14 protein-coding genes are annotated in these 17,912 nt (G+C 71.0%); 6 read left to right on the top strand and 8 right to left on the bottom strand.

Annotated elements, in window-relative coordinates; all coding sequences use genetic code 11:
- The first annotated feature begins 1 nt into the window (after position 1).
- The 3 genes from E7742_RS07270 to E7742_RS07260 all read left to right on the top strand — a co-directional run bounded on the left by E7742_RS07270 (position 2) and on the right by E7742_RS07260 (position 6,750).
- Positions 2 to 4,174 (top strand): TIGR02680 family protein, encoded by a 4,173-nt coding sequence (locus E7742_RS07270; protein ID WP_137798340.1) that lies wholly within the window; start codon positions 2 to 4, stop codon positions 4,172 to 4,174.
- A gap of 309 nt (positions 4,175 to 4,483) precedes the next feature.
- The gene (locus E7742_RS07265; protein WP_254699186.1) at positions 4,484 to 5,389 is read left to right on the top strand and encodes a glycoside hydrolase family 19 protein; all 906 of its coding nucleotides are present in this window, start codon (positions 4,484 to 4,486) and stop codon (positions 5,387 to 5,389) included.
- A gap of 107 nt (positions 5,390 to 5,496) precedes the next feature.
- Positions 5,497 to 6,750 (top strand): Nramp family divalent metal transporter, encoded by a 1,254-nt coding sequence (locus E7742_RS07260; RefSeq protein WP_137798339.1) that lies wholly within the window; start codon positions 5,497 to 5,499, stop codon positions 6,748 to 6,750.
- Positions 6,751 to 6,758: 8 nt separating this feature from the next.
- Here the strand turns inward: E7742_RS07260 and E7742_RS07255 are convergent, their stop codons facing one another.
- Together E7742_RS07255 and E7742_RS07250 are read right to left on the bottom strand one after the other, a co-directional pair.
- Positions 6,759 to 7,721 carry an antibiotic biosynthesis monooxygenase gene (locus tag E7742_RS07255; protein WP_137798338.1) on the bottom strand — a complete coding sequence of 321 codons (963 nt, stop codon included), beginning with the start codon at positions 7,719 to 7,721 and terminating at the stop codon, positions 6,759 to 6,761.
- Between the two features lie 19 nt (positions 7,722 to 7,740).
- Positions 7,741 to 8,307, bottom strand: a complete 567-nt coding sequence (locus E7742_RS07250) for a nucleoside deaminase (RefSeq protein WP_137798337.1) — start codon at positions 8,305 to 8,307, stop codon at positions 7,741 to 7,743.
- Between the two features lie 205 nt (positions 8,308 to 8,512).
- Between E7742_RS07250 and E7742_RS07245 the strand changes: the two genes are divergently transcribed.
- The gene (locus E7742_RS07245; RefSeq protein WP_137798336.1) at positions 8,513 to 9,790 is read left to right on the top strand and encodes an ATP-binding protein; all 1,278 of its coding nucleotides are present in this window, start codon (positions 8,513 to 8,515) and stop codon (positions 9,788 to 9,790) included.
- A gap of 3 nt (positions 9,791 to 9,793) precedes the next feature.
- Here E7742_RS07245 and mshC read toward each other — a convergent pair whose 3' ends face one another.
- Both mshC and E7742_RS07235 read right to left on the bottom strand, forming a co-directional pair.
- The gene (mshC, locus tag E7742_RS07240) at positions 9,794 to 11,035 is read right to left on the bottom strand and encodes a cysteine--1-D-myo-inosityl 2-amino-2-deoxy-alpha-D-glucopyranoside ligase (protein WP_137798335.1); all 1,242 of its coding nucleotides are present in this window, start codon (positions 11,033 to 11,035) and stop codon (positions 9,794 to 9,796) included.
- 10 nt (positions 11,036 to 11,045) lie between these two features.
- Positions 11,046 to 13,190: an MMPL family transporter gene (locus E7742_RS07235; protein WP_137798334.1), complete on the bottom strand. Its 2,145-nt coding sequence runs from the start codon at positions 13,188 to 13,190 to the stop codon at positions 11,046 to 11,048.
- A gap of 86 nt (positions 13,191 to 13,276) precedes the next feature.
- Between E7742_RS07235 and E7742_RS07230 the strand changes: the two genes are divergently transcribed.
- Positions 13,277 to 13,729 carry a MarR family winged helix-turn-helix transcriptional regulator gene (locus E7742_RS07230; RefSeq protein ID WP_137798333.1) on the top strand — a complete coding sequence of 151 codons (453 nt, stop codon included), beginning with the start codon at positions 13,277 to 13,279 and terminating at the stop codon, positions 13,727 to 13,729.
- On the opposite strand, the gene E7742_RS07225 is transcribed toward E7742_RS07230, so the two are convergent.
- Genes E7742_RS07225 through E7742_RS07210 form a run of 4 tightly spaced genes read right to left on the bottom strand, consistent with a single transcriptional unit; the run spans position 13,726 to position 16,746 of the window.
- The gene (locus E7742_RS07225; protein ID WP_137801081.1) at positions 13,726 to 14,544 is read right to left on the bottom strand and encodes an SCO1664 family protein; all 819 of its coding nucleotides are present in this window, start codon (positions 14,542 to 14,544) and stop codon (positions 13,726 to 13,728) included. The genes E7742_RS07230 and E7742_RS07225 overlap by 4 nt on opposite strands.
- Positions 14,541 to 15,134 carry a DUF3090 domain-containing protein gene (locus tag E7742_RS07220; protein WP_137798332.1) on the bottom strand — a complete coding sequence of 198 codons (594 nt, stop codon included), beginning with the start codon at positions 15,132 to 15,134 and terminating at the stop codon, positions 14,541 to 14,543. The genes E7742_RS07225 and E7742_RS07220 overlap by 4 nt, the downstream gene beginning before the upstream one ends.
- Before the next feature lie 39 nt (positions 15,135 to 15,173).
- The gene (locus E7742_RS07215) at positions 15,174 to 15,863 is read right to left on the bottom strand and encodes a histidine phosphatase family protein (RefSeq protein WP_137798331.1); all 690 of its coding nucleotides are present in this window, start codon (positions 15,861 to 15,863) and stop codon (positions 15,174 to 15,176) included.
- Between the two features lie 37 nt (positions 15,864 to 15,900).
- Complete coding sequence (locus E7742_RS07210) at positions 15,901 to 16,746, bottom strand: undecaprenyl-diphosphate phosphatase (RefSeq protein WP_175420586.1); 846 nt, start codon at positions 16,744 to 16,746, stop codon at positions 15,901 to 15,903.
- A 206-nt stretch (positions 16,747 to 16,952) separates the two neighbouring features.
- Here E7742_RS07210 and E7742_RS07205 point away from each other — a divergent pair, with 206 nt between their 5' ends.
- The gene (locus E7742_RS07205; protein ID WP_137798330.1) at positions 16,953 to 17,888 is read left to right on the top strand and encodes an aldo/keto reductase; all 936 of its coding nucleotides are present in this window, start codon (positions 16,953 to 16,955) and stop codon (positions 17,886 to 17,888) included.
- The last annotated feature ends 24 nt before the right edge of the window (positions 17,889 to 17,912 follow it).

The raw sequence follows: 17,912 nt of genomic DNA, 5'->3' as shown, positions 1-17,912 counted from the left end.
CATGGCACACGCGCGTTTCAAGCCGACCCGCGCCGGGATCATCAACCTCTGGGACTACCGCGACCAGGAGTTCTCCTTCGCCGACGGCCGCCTCGTGCTGCGGGGCCCCAACGGCTCCGGTAAGACCAAGGCGCTCGAGGTGCTGTTCCCCTTCGTGTTCGACGGCCGGATCGAGCCGCGTCGGCTCAACCCGTTCGCGGGCGAGGAACGGACCATGAAGTCGAATCTGCTCTACCGCGGACAGGATTCGGCGCACTCGTACGTGTGGATGGAGTTCTGCCGCGGAGCGCAGGACGACCCGGAAGCCGTCACGGTCGGCATCGGGATGCGCGCGACCCGCCAGAACGACAAGGTCACCCGCTGGTACTTCGTCGCCGAGGGACGCGTGGGGGTCGATTTCTCGCTGCTCGGCAGCGACGACCGGCCGCTGACCAAGAAGCAGCTCGCCGACCAGCTGGGCAGCGACGCCATCACCGACCGCCCCGTCGACTACCGTGCTGCCATCGACGCGCGCCTGTTCGGGCTCGGCTCCGAGCGGTACGACCAGTTGATCAACCTGATCCTGACGCTGCGGCGTCCTCAGCTCGCGAAGAACCTCGACCCCAAGGGGCTCTCGCAGGCCCTGACCGACGGACTGCGCCCGCTCGACGAACAACTGGTGCTCGAGGCGGCGCGGTCGTTCAGCGACATGGAGGAGGTGGGCCGGGCCCTCGAGGGCCTCGCCGCCGCCGACCAGGCCGCGCAGAGCTTCGTGACGGTGTACTCGCGGTATCTGGCTCAGCAGGCCCGCACCGACGTCGAGCAGGTCGCCCGCCGACTCGAGTCGGTGGACCGCGCGAAGGCGGTCCTCGACGAGGCGTTGGCGTTGCAGACGACGCGCCAGGAGGAACGGCTGCGCGCGGAGGACCGCTTCACCGCCGCCGAGCGCGCGCTCGAGCAGGCCCGCGCGGATCTCGACACCTTGCAGCGGTCGGGCGCCTACGAGGGCAAGCAGCAGCTCGACGACCTCGCCGCCGCCGTCGAGCAGCTCAAGGTGTCGACCGCCCAGCAGGCGGACAAGGCGCGCAAGGCGCAGGCGACACTCGAGCAGCGCACGGCCGATGCGGCCCGCGCAACCGACTCGGTCCGCCGGGCGGGTGCCGCGCTGGTGCGCGCGGAGGAGGAGCTGGCCGACGCGGCCGAGCAGGCGGGCATCGCCTGGACGCCGCTGCCCGAGAACGTGCGCTCGGACAAGATCACGACCGCCGTGCGCGGACACGCGGAGGAACGCGACGGCGACGTCCGCGCGGTCCGCGCCGCGCTCGCCACGGTGGAGAAGGCCGGCACGGAGCGGGAGCGCGCCGACCGTGCAGCCGGCAAGGGCCGCGAGCTCCTCGACGCCGCGCAGGCCGCGGTGGCCGAGGCCGAGGCGGCCGTCGAGCTCGCGCGCGCGGACTGCGCGGCATCGCTGCGCGGGTGGTGGACCGAGCACTCCACCGAATACGCGTCGATCGGGGTGACCGCGGACCTGTTCGCCGCGCTCGACGGCGCTCTGGCGCAGGCCGGTGAGGACGACTCCCCCGGCCTGCCGACCGTGCTGCACGAGCATGCGCAGTCCGCCCTCGACGAACAGCGTGCCCAGCGCCGCGACGCGGTGGCCGCGCAGACGGCGACGAAGGAACGGATCGCCGCGTTGCGGGCCGACCGCGGGCGGGTCGCGGCCGAGCACGACGACGCCCCGGCGGCCTTCGCGTTCCGGACGGATGATCGCAGCGGTCTGCCGGGCGCACCGCTGTGGCGTCTCGTGCGCTTCGCGGACGGGACGGACGCCGCGGTCGCCGCCGGTGTCGAGTCCGCGCTCGCCGCGGCCAATCTGCTGGACGGCTGGGTGTACGGCGGCGAGGATCCGCTGCCCGACGTCGAGTCCGAGCAGTTCCTCACGGCGTTGCCGGCCGACCGGCGGCCGGCGGGGCCGACGCTGGCGGACGTGCTCGAGGTCGAGCCCGACGCGGGTGTGCCGGAGGCGGCCGTGCAGGCGATCCTCGAATCGATCGCACTGCACCGTGACGGTTCCGTCGGCGACTTCGGTGTCGCCGTCGGGATCGACGGGCACTTCCGGCAGGGGATCCAGCACGGTCGTCACGTCAAGGCCCACGCCGAGTACATCGGCACCACGGCGCGCGAGCGGCGCCGCGCCCAGCGGCTCGCGGAGATCGACCACGAGATCGCGGCCGCCGAGGAGGCGCTCGCCGCGGCCCGGGACGCGGAGGCGGAGACCACCGACGTTCTCGATCGGTTGGCCGGGGCCGCCAAGGCGCTGCCGCGCACGTCGGGGGTGCTGGTCGCGATCAAGAAGCTCACCGAGGCCGCGGGCGCGCTGCGGACCCGCACCGAATCCACCGCGAGCGCCGGCGACGAACTCGACCAGGCGATCGCCGATCACACCGCCAAGGAGAAGCAACTGCGCGCCGTCGCCGCCGCGCACCGGATGCCGCCCCACGCCCGCGACGTCGACGCGCTCGCGGCCGCCATCCGTCACTTCGAGAGCCAGGGCGAGCAGCTGCTGCGGTGCCGACGCGAGCACGAGAAGGAACTCGAACTGCACCGCGAGGCGGAGGACCGCCTCGAGGAGGCGCGCGGCAACACCGAGGAATTCGTCGAGGAAGCGGCGGTCGCGGAGGAGAACTACGCGCAGCAGGTGTCGCGCCTCGAGACGCTGCGGGAGGCGCTGGGCGCGAGCGCCGAGCAGATCGACGCCGACCTCGAACAGGCCCGGGCCCGCATCGAGATGTGCAAGACCGAGCAGCGCGCGGCCCGCAAAGCCTACGACGTCGCTGTCGAGCAGATCGGCAAGGCCGAGGGCGCGCACACCGCGGCGATCGAGACGCTGCGCAACGCCCTGACCGAAACCCGAACGGACGCAGATCGTCTCGCGCCCTACGCGCGCCGGGACCTGCTCGACCTGCTCGGTGTGGAGACCGCCCACTCGTGGCCGCAGAGTTCGGCCGCCTGGATGACGCCCGACCAGCTCGTCTATCGGATCGCGACCGAGGGCGATCCGGACGCACCCATCCTCCCACCCGAGGTGGCGGCGCTGTACCGCGCGGTGGACACCGCGACCGGGTCCGTGAGGACGAGTGAGAACGCCAAGAAGTCGACTCGATCGGCGCTGACGGCCGCGCTGCAGGACTTCGACGCCCAGTTGGCCGCCGCGGGCCAGGACTACCGTCTGCAGTGGGACGCGCCGGACGGTCTCACCGTGGTGCGCGTCCAGGACGACCAGGGGTACTCGTCGATCGGTGAGTTCTCGACCCGGATCCGCGCGGCGCGGCAGGAGCAGGAGGTGCTGCTGACCGACTCCGAGCGGCGAATCCTCGAGGACGCACTGCTCACGGGCCTCGCGCAGCAGATCCACGAGCGCACCGCCGACGCCCGCGACCTCATCGCGCAGATGGGTGCCGAGATGCGCGAGCGGCGCATGTCGTCGGGCAGCACGATCGGCGTCCACTGGGTGCTCGCCGACAATCTCGACGACAGCTCGCGGGCCGTCTCGAAGCTTCTCGACCGCGCGCCTTCGGCACTGAGCGCCGACGAATTGGCTACCATCCGTGCGCATTTCGCGTCCCAGGTGCGGTCCGCACGAGCCGCGCACCCGGAGCGGTCGTACCCGGAGATCCTCGCGGGGGCGCTGGACTACCGACGCTGGCGCGTGTTCTCGTTCACGCTCATCGGTGGCGACGGAAGCGAGGACCGGCTCACGGTCGCCCGGCACAGCGCCCTGTCCGGCGGCGAGCAGTCGGTGTCGCTGCACCTGCCGCTGTTCGCGGCCGCACACGTCATGCTGTCCTCGGCCGATCCGCACTCACCGCGCCTGTTGGGGCTGGACGAGGCGTTCGCCGGCGTCGACGACAACGGGCGCAGCGAGTTGCTGGGGTTGAGCGTGCAGTTCGACCTCGATCTGTTCATGACCGGTTACGACCTGTGGATCACGTATGCCGGCGTGCCGGGCTGCGCGCACTACGATCTCGCGCACTCGACAGCCGAGCAGACGGTGAGCGCGGCCCTGCTGGTGTGGTCCGGCGGGGAACTGCTGGCCGAGCACGACGGCAGCAACCTGGCGCGCGCGCTGGGCTCACCGATGCGCCGCCGGCTCCCGGCCGCGGCTGAAGGCGGCCTGGAATTCGTCGACGCCTGACCGGCGGCCGGCCCGAACGGTAGCTACGCCGTCCCGCACCCGCGGGGCGGCGTATTGCCGTCTGTACCAGCACAAACACCGCGTGCAGGCTTCGTCACACCGCTCGCCCACCGCTGTGGGCCATGTCACACCGTTACTGGATTGTGACGCTGTCGATGCGTCCTTGCGATCTTTGCGTATCGACCTGTTATCTAGTTGTGACCTTGCCGTGACCGCCGAGTAATTCAACGGTCGGAACCACTCCCCGACTCTACCGGTGCTCACGTCCGGAGGCTGCCCCGTCTGCAGCCCGAAGCTGGAGCACGAACCTTGACCGATTCGCGTACGTACACCTTCGACCAGACGTCGACCTCCCGCTGTGGCTTCATGTCACGCGCCCGCGTAGCGGGACTGGCGACCCTCGCCGCAGCCGGCCTCTGGGTGGGTAACGCCACCCTGGGCTCGGCGACACCGAGCCAGGCCGCAACCCTGCCGGACGCTCCCGCAGCCACGGCCGCGCCGCTGACCACCCCGGCGCAGTTCCTCGATTCCACCGGCCTGCTGAAGGCCCTCAACCTGCCGGGCACCACCACACCCGCGACCTCGACGACCAACGCCGTCACGGACGTTACCGCGACGGCGCCCGCGCCGCAGGCCGCCGCCGTCCCCGCGGCGATCGCGGCCATCGCACCCCCGCCGCCGCCGGCACCGGCATCGGTGACGCTGGACGAGCTGGCCCGCATCGTGCCGCAGGTGGCGCCCGATCGACTGGCCGGCTACGTCGCGCCGCTGAACGAAGCGCTCGCGAAGGCCGGGATCGACACCCCGCTGCGCAAGGCCGCGTTCATCGCGCAGCTCGTCGTCGAGTCCGACTCGTTCCGCACGTTCGAGGAGTACGCCTCGGGCCGTGCCTACGAGGGCCGCGCCGACCTCGGCAACGTCGCTCCGGGCGACGGCGAGCGTTACAAGGGTCGCGGCGCGATCCAGGTCACGGGCCGGCACAACTACGAGAGCGTGAGCGCCTACCTGGGCATCGACTTCGTCGCCCACCCCGAGCTCATGGCGACGCCGGAGAACGCGTTCGAGACCGCCGCCTGGTACTGGCAGTCGCGCAACCTCAACGCCGTGTCCGACAGCGGCAACATCGAGAGCGTCTCGCGCATCGTCAACGGCGGAACGCACGGCCTGCTGCAGCGCATCGACAGCTTCCAACGCGGCCTGGCCGTGCTGCACTAGGCCGTTCCACCACCGACCACGGTTGAGGTTTCGGGTAGCCGAACTCTATAGTGCGAACATGCGAATGGCCGACCGGCGGCTGTTCGACCGACGCCCTCTGGAGTTCCGTGAGCACCGAGACCGCCGCACCCGCCCCGCGCCGTCCGCGGGGCGGGTTGCGTTCCGTTGCGCTCCTGGGGCCCGCGTTCGTCGCGGCGATCGCGTACGTCGACCCCGGGAACGTCGCGGCGAATCTCACCGCCGGCGCCAAGTACGGCTACCTGCTCGTGTGGGTCCTGGTCCTCGCGAACGCGATGGCCGTCCTGATCCAGTACCTGTCGGCCAAGCTCGGCCTGGTCACGGGCCGGTCGCTGCCCGAGATGCTCGGACTCCGGCTGCGGAAGGGCACTCGCCGCGCGTTCTGGCTGCAGGCGGAGGCGATGGCCGCGGCCACCGATCTCGCCGAGGTGATCGGCGGAGCCGTCGCGCTGCACCTGCTGTTCGGGCTGCCGCTGTTCGTGGGCGGTCTGATCACCGGCATCGTGTCCACGGCCATCCTGTCGATCCAGTCCCGACGCGGCCAACGAACGTTCGAGTTCGTCGTGATCGGGCTGCTCGCCGTCATCACGCTCGGGTTCCTCACCGGTCTCGCGTTCACCGACGTCTCGGGCCGCGACACCGTCGCGGGGCTGGTGCCGCGATTCGAGGGCGCCGACACCGTCCTGCTGGCCGCGAGCATGCTGGGTGCGACGGTGATGCCGCACGCGATCTATCTCCATTCCGCGCTCGCGCGGGACCGCCACGGATTCGCCGGGCACGGGCCGCGGTTGCGTCGGCTGCTCCGCATCACCCGGTGGGACGTCGGGGGGGCGCTGGTGGTGGCCGGGGCGGTCAACATCGGCATGCTGCTGCTCGCCGCGGCGGCGTTGCGCGGGGTGCCGGACACCGACAGCATCGAGGGCGCCCACGCCGCCATCCAGGACTCCCTGGGCCCCGGTGTCGCGGTCGTCTTCGCGGTGGGCCTGCTCGCCTCCGGTCTGGCATCGACGTCGGTGGGGTGCGCTGCCGGGTCGGAGATCATGCACGGCCTGCTCAACGTGCGGATCCCCGTCCTGGTCCGCCGCGTCGTCACGCTGATCCCGGCCCTGGTCGTGCTGGCCGTCGGAATCGATCCGACGCTCGCGCTGATCGTCAGCCAGGTGGTCCTGAGTCTGTGCATTCCGTTCGCGCTGGTACCGCTGGTACGGATGACGTCCGACCGGACGCTCATGGGACCCGAGCGCAACGCGCCGCTCACGACCGCCGCGGCCTGGGTCTGCGCCGGGCTCATCACGGCGCTCAACGTCGCCCTCCTGTGGTTGACGGTCACCGGCGCGGAGTGAACGCGGGGTCACGGCAGGTCCCAGACCACGGTGGTCGCGAGCCAGAAGCCGACCGCGGCCACCGTGAGGACGGCCACGGAGACCGCCAGCCCCACGGTGTCGATCCGCCGACTGTCCGTGCCGGGCTGCAGCCAGAACCGCAGGGCCCGCGTGACGACCGGCATCACGCCCCACGTGAGCAGACACACCGACGCGACGTTGCCCACCAGCAGGCTCGCCCACAACGGTCCGCCCGGCCACAACTCGTCGATCGTGATCGTGAGCACCACCACCAGCGGGTAGAGCCCGACGAGCACCGCCAGCGCGGTCTTCCACGACGGAACCGGACGGTCGCCGGCTGCAGGCGCGGCGAACCAGGAGCCGTACGGGTTCGAGATCGGCCGGACGGTGAAGTCCTCGAACCCCGCACCCTCGGCCAACAGCGCCGCACGTTCGGAAGAGTCGAGCCATCGGTCCAGGTGCGCGCGGGACGCGAAGGTCACCAGAATCGTCCAGTCGTCCTGCACGCCCGGAATCGGCGGATGCCACTGCGAACTCCGGAAACCGGGAAAACGCTTCTCGGCGTCCGTGATTCGACGCTGCCAGGCGAGGAACTCGAATTCGCGGCCCGGCGCGGGGGGACGATGGGTCACCACCAACGTCACCGGATCGTCACCGTTCTCCACCAGCACGCTCTGGGACGGCGGGTCCGAGAACAGCGGCGCGGCACGCTCGACGAGTGCGCGTCGGGGAGCGCTGTCCAACCACGCGCGCAGATGGTCGAGGCTGTCGAACCGGTAGACGACGGACCACTCGCGGCCACCGCCGCGGGGCGGTGACACCTCGGTGCCGCCGTACCCGGCGAATGCCGCAGCGGCGGAGTCGACTTCGCGCTGCCACCGCCGGAAGCGGTGCTCCGCGCCCGGACGCAGCACGTGCGTGACCACCACCGTCGCCGGCCTACGGTGCACCGACGGCTCCGAACCGGTCATGCCAGTCACCCCGGCGAGATCAGTAGGGGTGCCGGTCGGGCTTCTCGGCCCACGTCTCGTAGGCTGCCGCACCCAGATCGGGGCGGAGCTGCTCGACCTTGACGGACCGATCGGCCAGCGGTCGCGCGAAGTCCTCGTACTGGAACGCGTCGTCGAACCCGATCCTGCTCGTCGCAGCGACATCGCTCGCGAAGTAGACGGCGTCGAGCCGCGCCCAGTAGATCGCGCTCATACACATCGGGCACGGCGCACCGCACGTGTAGATCTCCATGCCCATCAGCATCCGGGCCCGCCGGGGCACCCGATCGGGTGAGCCGTCCGGCCGCGGCACCAGCGTCAGAGTGGACCGGTCCACATGCTCGGACCCGATGCTCGGCGCCCGGGGGTTGAGCACCTGCACAGCCTTGCGGATGGCCTCGATCTCGCCGTGTGCCGTCACATCGCCGGTGAGCAGCACCCGGTTCTGTCCGCGGGCGACGATCTCGCCGTCCCGGGCGATCACCGCCCCGAACGGTCCGCCCCACGCGTTGGCGACCGCCTCGATCGCCAACCGGCAGGCCTCGTTCATGAGTTCGTCGGGTGTCACGGCTCGCTCACCTCCGCACCTCGTCGGCGGCCCCGCCCACCAATCTATCCGGCGGGTGACTCCGACCACACGGCTTCGGCCACACCCACGTCGTGACCGGCGCTTTCACCCCGAAAGGCAGGTGGCCGGGCGCCGGCGTCGGGCCTGACAGCACACGCCGCGCGGTGTCTACTGGAGAACCCGGCCCGAAGCGAGGTGACGGCAGATGCCGGTATGGCGGTTGCGCGACTTCCAGAACGACGACCTCGATCAGGCGATCGGGGTGTGGGACCAGAGCCGGACACCCGGCTCCCCCGAACCGGTGTTCACGCTCGCCGAGGTGATGGCGGCCGCCCGCGCGGGGCAACCCGCGGTGGTCGCGGTGGCCGGTGACGAACTGGTGGGCATGTCGGTGGCGCAGGTGCACGGAGAACGCGCGTGGATCCTGTTGGTCGCCTTGGCCTCCCGATGGCGTAACCGAGGAATCGGCAGCGCCATGCTGGCCCACCTGGAACGCCGTCTGCGCGCGGCGGGCGCCCATCGCATATCCGCCGTACTCCCCGAGGCGGCGACCGGGTCGGCGGCGTTCGAGCACTCGGGATATCTGCGCCGCGACCGCTTGGTGTACTACGAACTACTCGAACCCCCGGGACCGGACAAGACGCTGCTGAGCGAACTCGGCGGCCGGCTCATGGCGGGCGGACTGTGGCAGACCATGTCGGGCATGGAGAGCGTCAAGGACGTCATCGAGCGCCGCATCGTCTCGCCGCTCGAGAACCCCGACCTGGCCGATCGCTACGGTGTGCAGCCGCCCAAGGCGGTCATCCTCTTCGGACCACCCGGCACCGGCAAGACGAGCTTCGCCAAGGCGATTGCCTCGCGGCTGGACTGGCCGTTCGTCGAACTGTTCCCCTCGCGGCTGGCCGCGGCGTCCGAGGGCGGTCTGGCGGCGTCGTTGCGCGACGTCTTCGCCGATCTCTCCGAACTCGACGAGGTGGTGTTGTTCATCGACGAGGTCGAGGAGATCGCCGGTGCGCGAACGGGAGTCGCCACCAGTCCCGCACACGGCGTGACCAACGAGCTGCTCAAACTCATCCCGGCGTTCCGCGAGGGCGAGCGCCGGCTGCTGGTGTGCGCCACCAACGCGGTGCACTCCCTCGACTCGGCGTTCCTGCGGCCGGGACGTTTCGACTACGTCATACCCGTCGGTCCCCCGGACGCGCCCGCCCGCCGTGCGGTGTGGCGCCGGTACCTCGGTGCGTCCGCGGACCACGTCGATCTCGATCGTCTGGTCGAGGCCAGCGAGCTCTTCACCCCTGCGGACATCGAGTTCGCATCCCGCAAGGGATCACAGGCCGCATTCGAGCGCGAGGTCACCGAGCGCACCGGGCGGCCCGCCACCACCGCGGACTACCTGTCGGCGATCGCCGACACCCGGCCGACACTGACGACCGACCTACTGACCGAGTTCGAGGAGGACCGGGAGAAGTTCACCCGCCTGTAGCCCTCAGCGCAGGTTCACACCCAGCAGCGCGTCCACCGCGTCCGCCACCGCGCCCGGCGCCGTTGCGTCCGGCCCGCCGTGATCGACGGCCCGCCGCGCCCAGCCGTCGATCGCGTCGAGCGCCTTCGGGGTGTCGAGATCGTCGGCCAGGTGCTGGCGCAGTCGCGCGATCGTGTCGTCCGCCGACGGACCGGCACCCAGCGCCGCGGCCCGGCGCCACAGCGCCAGCCGCTCCTGCGCCTGCGTCAGAACGGCGTCGGTCCACGGCCGGTCGACACGGTAGTGGCCGGACAGCAGCCCGAGCCGGATCGCAGCGGGATCGACGCCCTCACCGCGCAGCTTCGACACGAAGACCAGGTTCCCCCGGCTCTTCGACATCTTCTCGCCGTCCAGGCCGATCATGCCGGTGTGCACGTAATGGCGCGCGAAACGCTCACTGCCGGTCGCCGATTCGGCATGGGCAGCGGAGAACTCGTGGTGCGGGAAGATCAGGTCACTGCCGCCACCCTGGATGTCGAAGCCGGACCCGATCCGGTTGAGTGCGATCGCCGCGCACTCGATGTGCCACCCCGGACGGCCGGGACCGAACGGCGAGGGCCACGACGGCTCGCCCGGCCGCTGCGCCCGCCACACCAGCGCGTCGAGCGGATCCTTCTTACCCGGACGATCCGGATCCCCGCCGCGTTCGGCGAAGAAGTGGTCCATCGTGGCGCGGTCGTAGCCGGATTCGTACCCGAACTGGCTGGTCGCGTCGGCGCGGAAGTAGACGTCGGGGAACTCGGGATCGTCGACGATGTACGCCGCACCCGAGGCGACGAACTTCTCGACCAGCTCGACGACCTCGCCCACCGACTCGACGGCCCCGATGTAGTCACGCGGCGGCAGCACCCGCAGCGCCTCCATGTCCTCACGGAAGAGCGCGGTCTCCCGCATGCCGAGCACCACCCAGTCCTCTCCGTCGCGCTCGGCGCGCTCGAACAGCGGGTCGTCGACGTCGGTGACGTTCTGCACGTAGTGGACCTCGTGCCCGGCATCGCGCAACACCCGGTTGACCAGATCGAACGTCAGATAGGTCGCGGCGTGACCGAGATGCGTCGCGTCGTACGGCGTGATTCCGCACACGTACATCTTCGCGGTGGGTCCGGGAGTCACCGGGCGGACCTGACGATCCGCGGTGTCGTAGAGCCGGAGGGCCGGACCCTGACCGGGCACGGAGGGGACAGCGGTGTCGGACCAAGACTGCATGGGAACGAGCCTAATGGAGAGCCGATCGGCCACTCTCGGGCGGAGTCGACGACGGTTCGGGCGCCGAGGCCAGCCGGCCGGGCCACCAGATCCGTCGTCCCAGGTCGACGGTGAGTGCCGGCACGAGCAGCGAGCGCACCAGCAGGGCGTCGAGCAGCACGCCGAACGCCACGATGAACGCCAGCTGCGCCAGGAACAGCAGCGGGATCACCGCCAGCGCGGAGAACGTGGCCGCCAGTACGACACCGGCCGAGGTGATCACGCCGCCGGTCACCGTCAGCGCGCGCAACGCGCCGCGGCGCGTGCCGACGCGCAGCGACTCCTCCCGCACCCGGGTCATCAGGAAGATGTTGTAGTCGATGCCCAACGCCACCAGGAACACGAACGCGAACAGCGGCACCACCGGGTCGGCGCCCGGGAACCCCAGCAGGTGGTCGAACACCAGCGACGACACCCCGAGCGTGGCGGCGAACGAGAGCACCACCGTGCCCATCAGCAGCAACGGCGCCAGCAGGGCTCGCAGCAGCAGCGCCAGGATCGCGAACACCACCACGATGACGATCGGGATGATCAGTGTCCGGTCCCGGATGGAGGTGTCCTTGGTGTCGAGGTCGGTCGCCGTCGGGCCTCCGACCAGTGCGTCGGCGCCGGGCACGGCGTGGACCGCGTCCCGCAGCCGCTCGATCGTCGCCTCGGCGGCCAGGGAGTCGGCCGGATCGGCCAGCGTCGCCTGGAGCGCGACCCGGCCGTCGACGATCCGCGCGGCCTCCGCTCCCGGCGCGGTCACGGGCCGGACCTCGGTCACGCCGTCGACGCGGGCGGCGGCCTCCACGGCGTCCAGCCGGTCGGCGGCGGCGACGACGACCGCGGGCGATCCCGCTCCGGCGTCGAAGTGCGCGCTCAGGATCTCCTGCCCGGACGCCGAGTCGACGTTCAGCAGGAAGACGTCGGACTGCGCGACACCGCCGGCCTTGAACATCGGCAGCAACAGGGCGAAGGCAGCGAGCACGAGCGTCGACGCGACCCAGAAGCGTCGGGGATGCGCGCCCACCTTCGTGGCCAGGGCGCCCCAGAAGCGGTGATCCTCGGTCTCGTCCCGGCCAGCGTGCGCCGGGTCGTAGGCGGGACGTTTCGGCCAGAACGCCACCCGGCCGAACAGCACCAGGACCGCCGGCAGGTACGTCATGGACGCGACGAACGACGCCGCGATGCCGACCGCGGCCACCGGCCCCAGCCCGCGGTTGGAGTTCAGGTCCGACAGCAGCAGGCACAGGACGCCCGCGATCACCGTGCCCGCCGACGCCGCGACCGGTTCGAGCGTCGCCCGCCATGCCCGCTTCATCGCGTCGAAGCGGTCGGGCGCGTTGCGCAGTTCCTCGCGGTACCGGGCCACCAGCAGCAGCGCGTAGTCGGTGGCAGCGCCGAACACCAGGATGAACAGGATGCCCTGGCTCTGCCCGTTGAGTGCGATCGCGCCGGCATCGGCCAGCAGGTACACCAGCAGACTCGCGAGACCGAGCGCGAAGACCGCCGACGACAGCACCAGCAGCGGCAGCAGCGGGCTGCGGTAGACCACCACGAGGATCAGCAGCACCACCCCGGCCGCCACCAGCAGCAACAGTCCGTCGATGCCCTTGAACGCCGTCGAGAGGTCCGCGACCTGCCCGGCCGGACCCGTGACGAGCACGGTGAGCCCGGCCGGTGGATTCTCGAGGTCGGTGCGCAGGTCCGCGACCGTGTCGCCCACCTCGGCGGTGGAGTCGACGGGCACGACCATCTGCAGGGCCCGCCCGTCCTCCGACGGGATCGGCGGGGACGTCTGCGACGCGAAGCCGGGTTCGCCCGCGACCTGCTGCCCCACCCCGGCCAGGAACTCGGTGTCGGCCGGGGTGATCCCGGACTCGCGTTCGGCGACCACGATGGCCGGCACGAAGCGGGTGTCGGTGAAGTCCGCGTAGATCTCGCCCGCCTCGGTCGCCTCGGCCGACGCCGGCAGGAACGCGGTGTTGTCGTTCTGCTGGACGTCGCCGAGCTTGCCGGCGAAGGGGCCGCCGAACCCGCCCACGGCCAGCCACACCAGGACGAGCAGCGCCGGGAGCAGCCAGCGCGCCCGGGAAGGGCGCGTGGTCGGACGGTCGTGGACGGACGTGCTCACGGAACCTCCGAAGGCAGGCGGACTAGTGTCGGATCACTTCGGATCAGAGTTTATTCAGCTTGCTGAGCAATTGCACGGAGACGCGAGTGACCCACCCCGAACCCCCCTCCACCGCCGACGGCTTCGAGTCGTGGCCCACCGGCCGACTGCTGTCGACCGCGGCCCGACTGGTCGAACACGCGTGGGAGGAGGTGCTGCGCGAGCACGACGTCACGCACGCGGGTCTGATCGCATTGCACACGCTCACCTCCGGCGCGCGTTCGCAGCGCGACCTCGCCCGCGCGTGCCAGGTGACCGACCAGACGATGAGCCGCACCGTCGAGCGCCTCGCCCGGGGCGGGTTCGTGCAACGGGAGACCGATCCCGCGGACGAGCGCCGCGTGCGGGTCACCATCACCGACGCCGGCCGGGACACCTACGCGCAGCTGCTGGCACGGGAGCAGGACGACGCGGCGCTGACGGCCGTGGTCTCGGACCCCGCGGGTCTGCGCCGGATGCTCGTGGAGCTGATCCGGGCGCGGCGCGCGCCGGGGCCCTAGAACGCCGGCCACGGGATCGGCCGCGGCCCCTCGGGCTGCGGCATGACCGGGGTGCGCAGCAGCGCACGGGCCCGCCGACGCAGGGCGACGATCTCGCGGCCGGTGATGTGCTCGGCGAGCACTGCCGGCAACTCGTCGCCGGAGAGGCGTTCGGCGAACTCCGCCACATCCGTCATGAGATCGTCCGCGACCGGCTTGCCGGCCCAGCCCCACAGCACGGTGCGCAGCTTGTGTTCCTCGTGGAGACAGATGCCGTGGTCGACCCCGTACACCGACCCGTCGAGGCCCTCGAGTGCGTGGCCACCCTTGCGGTCGGCGTTGTTGAGCAGCACGTCGAGCACGGCCATCCGCTGCAGCCGCGGATCGTCGGCGTGGATCAGCGCCACCTCGCCGCCGTCGACGTCGACGGCGCGCAGCACCTCGAGCCACCCGGGCGGCACCGCGTCCGGCGGGCAGATGTCGACCAGGTCCGGCCGGCCACCGGCCTCGGGACGGTGTTCGGACGTCTCGACCCACTGCTGGACCATCCCGGGCCCGAACGGGCCGTCCCGCAGCACCGTTCGCGGAATCACACCCCACCCGAGAGCCTCGGAGATCAGGTACGACGCCACCTCGCGCCCCGCGAGCGTGCCGTCGGGGAAATCCCACAGGGGACGTTCGCCGCGGATCGGCTTGTAGACGCATCGCACCGACATCCCGTCGACGGCCGCGTCGCAGACCAGCGTCGCGTTGCTCGCGTGCACGACGCGCCCGACCAGCGTCAACTCGCCCCGGGCGAGGACGTGCCCGGGGTCGTCGGTCGCGGCCGCGGTCAGAGTTCTTCCCCGAAGTCGACGGACGAATCGAAACCGGCCGTGCGCCGATATCCATTGGTCCGGATGCACAGGTGCCCGTCGGCCGCGAGCGGTTCGCCGCACAGCGGACACGGCGCGCGGCCGGCCGCCACCACCCGTTCCGAACGCAGCGCGAACTCGCGTGCCTGAATCGGCGTGAGGAACACCCGCACGGCGTCCGGGCCCTCCTCGGCGTCGTCGAGGACCACCGACTCGTCGAACTCGGTCTCGCTGACCGCCAGCAACTCGACGACGACGGCCTCGGCCTCCGCGTCCCAACCCAGCCCCATCGTGCCCACCCGGAATTCGACGTCGAGCGGGGTGACCAACGGGCTCAGGTCACCGGGCTCGCCGGGCTCGGGCGGCACTGCCGTCCCGAACCGCCGGTGCACCTCGTCCAGCAACAACCCCATGCGGTCGGCGAGCACCTGTACCTGCTGCTTCTCGAGCAGCACGCTCACCACCCGCGCGTCGTGCACAGCCTGGAGATAGAACGACCGGTCGCCGGGCTCGCCGACCGTCCCCGCAATGAATCGATCAGGGGTGCGAAAAACATGTATCGCGCGTGGCATTGCACCTCCTCGAACTATGCGTACCGCTTCATTATCCGCCTACCGACCATGCCCGACCTCGCCGCCGGGAACCGGCGCCTGGGCGTCCGAGGCGCCGTGACCGCCGTCCAGCCCGGAGAGATCGCCGCCGGTGTCGTTCATCCGGAGGACGAACGGACGGACGTCGGTGTACCGGACGACACTCATCGACGCCGGCTCGGTGACGATGCGCTGGAACCCGTCGAGGTGGGTTCCCACCGCATCGGCGAGCACGGCCTTGATGACGTCACCGTGACTGCACGCGACCCACACGACGTCCTTGCCGTGCGTGGCCGCGAGCCGGCGATCGTGCTCCCGGATCGCCGCGACGGCCCGCGCCTGCACCTGGGCGAGGCCCTCACCGTCGGGAAAGACCGCGGCCGAGGCGTGCTGCTGCACCACCTTCCACAGCGGCTCCTCGACCAGGTCCTTCAATGCACGTCCGGTCCACTGGCCGTAGTCGACCTCGAGCAGTCGCTCGTCCGCGACGGGAGTCAGCTCCCGGTCCACCGCGAGCGGCGCGACCGTCTGTTCACACCGGAGCAGCGGCGAATGCACGATCTCGGCGACCGCGACTCCCGCGAGACGATCGATCAGACCCTTGGCCTGCTCGACCCCGACCTCGTCGAGCGCGACGCCGGGTGACCGGCCCGCGAGGGTGCGGGACGTGTTGGCCGTCGAGCGGCCGTGACGCAACAAGATGACCGTCATGCGCCCCAGCCTAGTTGTGGGTCCGGCGGGAGACCGATCACGTCGCCGAGACCACCCCGGTGGCGAGCAGGGACAGCACGACGACACCGAGGGCGATCCGGTACCCGACGAACCAGTACATCGAGTGGTCGACCACGAACCGCAGCAGCCAGGCGATGGAGGCGTACCCGATGGCGAACGCGATGAGCGTCGCGACGAGCAGCTGCGGACCCGAGGCGTTCAAACCCTCGCCCGCGGGCTCGAAAGCGTCCGGGAGGCTGAACAGCCCGGACGCGACGACCGCCGGAATCGCCAGCAGGAACGAGTACCGTGCCGCGGCCTCACGGGTGAGCCCGAGGAACAGGCCGGCACTGATGGTGCCGCCGGACCGCGAGACCCCGGGGATCAGTGCGAGCGCCTGAGCCGAACCCATCACGATGCCGTCGCGGGCCCGCAGGTCCTCGATGGGACGCGCCTTGCGCCCGTAGTACTCGGCGGCGGCGATGACGAGGGCGAACACGATGAGCATGGTGGCGATGAGCCAGAGGTTCCTTGCGCCCGTGCGGATCTGGTCCTTGAAGAGGAAGCCGAGCACGCCGACGGGGATGGTGCCGATGATGACGTACCAACCCATCCGGTAGTCCAGGTCCTTGCGGTGCTCGGCGTGGAGGAGGCCGCGGAACCACGCCGCGACGATGCGGCCGATGTCACGTGCGAAGTACAGCAGAACCGCTGCCTCCGTACCGAGTTGGGTGACGGCGGTGAACGACGCGCCGGCGTCGGTGCCGAAGAAGATCTCCGACACGATCCGAAGATGCCCGGACGACGAGATGGGCAGGAACTCCGTCAGCCCCTGGACCGCTCCCAGCACGACGGCCTGGAGCCAGGTCATGGCTTCACCGATCACGCGTGGAACTCCTCGATGCCGGGCGTGGACTCGGAACGGTGGATGCGGGCGGAGGCATCCGGATTACACACGTGTGGTCCGTATTTCACCGGACAGACGGTACCCGGCGTGGCTGTCATCGGCGCGCCGTGCGCACCACTAGGGTTCTTCTCGGTGGAGACACTCCACCGAGAAGAACATCCGGTGTCGAGGCGTGGGCGGTTATGGAATACAGAGCAGTGGGAACGAGCGGGCTGCGGGTGTCGAGGCTCGGTCTGGGCACCCTGCACTGGGGACGGGACACCGACGGTGACGAGGCCGCGGCCCAGCTGTCCGCGTTCGTCGACGCGGGCGGCACGCTCGTCGACACCTCCCCCGCGTACGGCGACGGGAAGGCGCAGCGGATCCTGGCCGAGTTGCTCGACGACGTCGTCCCCCGCGAGTACCTGATCCTCGGCGGCAGTGCCGGCATCAACCCGGCCGCGCCCGGCGGCAACCGCGTCGACTGCTCCCGTCGGGGGCTGCTCACCCAGCTCGACGCGACGCTGCGCGAACTCGGCACCGACCACCTCGACATGTGGCAGGTGGCCACGTGGGACGCGCTGACACCGGTGGACGAGATCGCCTCCACCCTCGACTACGCCGTCAGCAGTGGACGGGTCCGCTACACCGGCGCGCGCGGCTACCTCGGGTGGCAGCTCGCGACGGCAGCCGGACACCGGGGCCCCGGTCGGCTGATCGCGACCCAGGCCGAGTACTCGCTGCTCGCCCGCGGGGTGGAAGAGGAACTGCTTCCCGCCGCCGCCCACCACGGCATCGGCGTGTTCGCGGCGGTGCCGCTGGCCGGGGGTGTGCTCACCGGCAAGTACCGCAACGGCATCCCGGCCGACTCCCGCGGGGCGGACGAGACGCACGCCGCGGAGGTGCGGAGCTATCTCACCGAGACGTCGGCCCGCGTCGTCGAGGCGGTTCTCACCGCGGCCGACGGTCTGGGCACGTCGCCCCTGGCCGTCGCGCTCGCGTGGGCGCGGGACCGCCCCGGGGTGGCGAGCGCGGTCGTGGGCGCGCGTGACATCGCACAGTTGACCGGTGTGCTGTCGGCCGAGGACCTCGAACTTCCGCCCGCGATCGCGGCCGCGCTCGACGACGTCAGCGCCTGACCACGGCCCGACTCGACCGCGTAT

Source organism: Rhodococcus sp. SGAir0479, from assembly GCF_005484805.1.
GTDB lineage: Bacteria > Actinomycetota > Actinomycetes > Mycobacteriales > Mycobacteriaceae > Prescottella.
Note: the sequence above shows the minus strand (reverse complement) of the source record. Positions and strands in the feature narration are given on the sequence as shown.

Bases quoted from the DNA above. Each gene is read 5' to 3' on its own strand.
- E7742_RS07270 (WP_137798340.1), top strand. From the start codon at position 2: ATGGCACACGCGCGTTTCAAGCCGACCCGCGCCGGGATCATCAACCTC.
- E7742_RS07255 (WP_137798338.1), bottom strand. From the start codon at position 7,721: ATGACCGGTTCGGAGCCGTCGGTGCACCGTAGGCCGGCGACGGTGGTG.
- E7742_RS07245 (WP_137798336.1), top strand. From the start codon at position 8,513: ATGCCGGTATGGCGGTTGCGCGACTTCCAGAACGACGACCTCGATCAG.
- mshC (WP_137798335.1), bottom strand. From the start codon at position 11,035: ATGCAGTCTTGGTCCGACACCGCTGTCCCCTCCGTGCCCGGTCAGGGT.
- E7742_RS07220 (WP_137798332.1), bottom strand. From the start codon at position 15,134: ATGCCACGCGCGATACATGTTTTTCGCACCCCTGATCGATTCATTGCG.
- E7742_RS07215 (WP_137798331.1), bottom strand. From the start codon at position 15,863: ATGACGGTCATCTTGTTGCGTCACGGCCGCTCGACGGCCAACACGTCC.
- E7742_RS07205 (WP_137798330.1), top strand. From the start codon at position 16,953: ATGGAATACAGAGCAGTGGGAACGAGCGGGCTGCGGGTGTCGAGGCTC.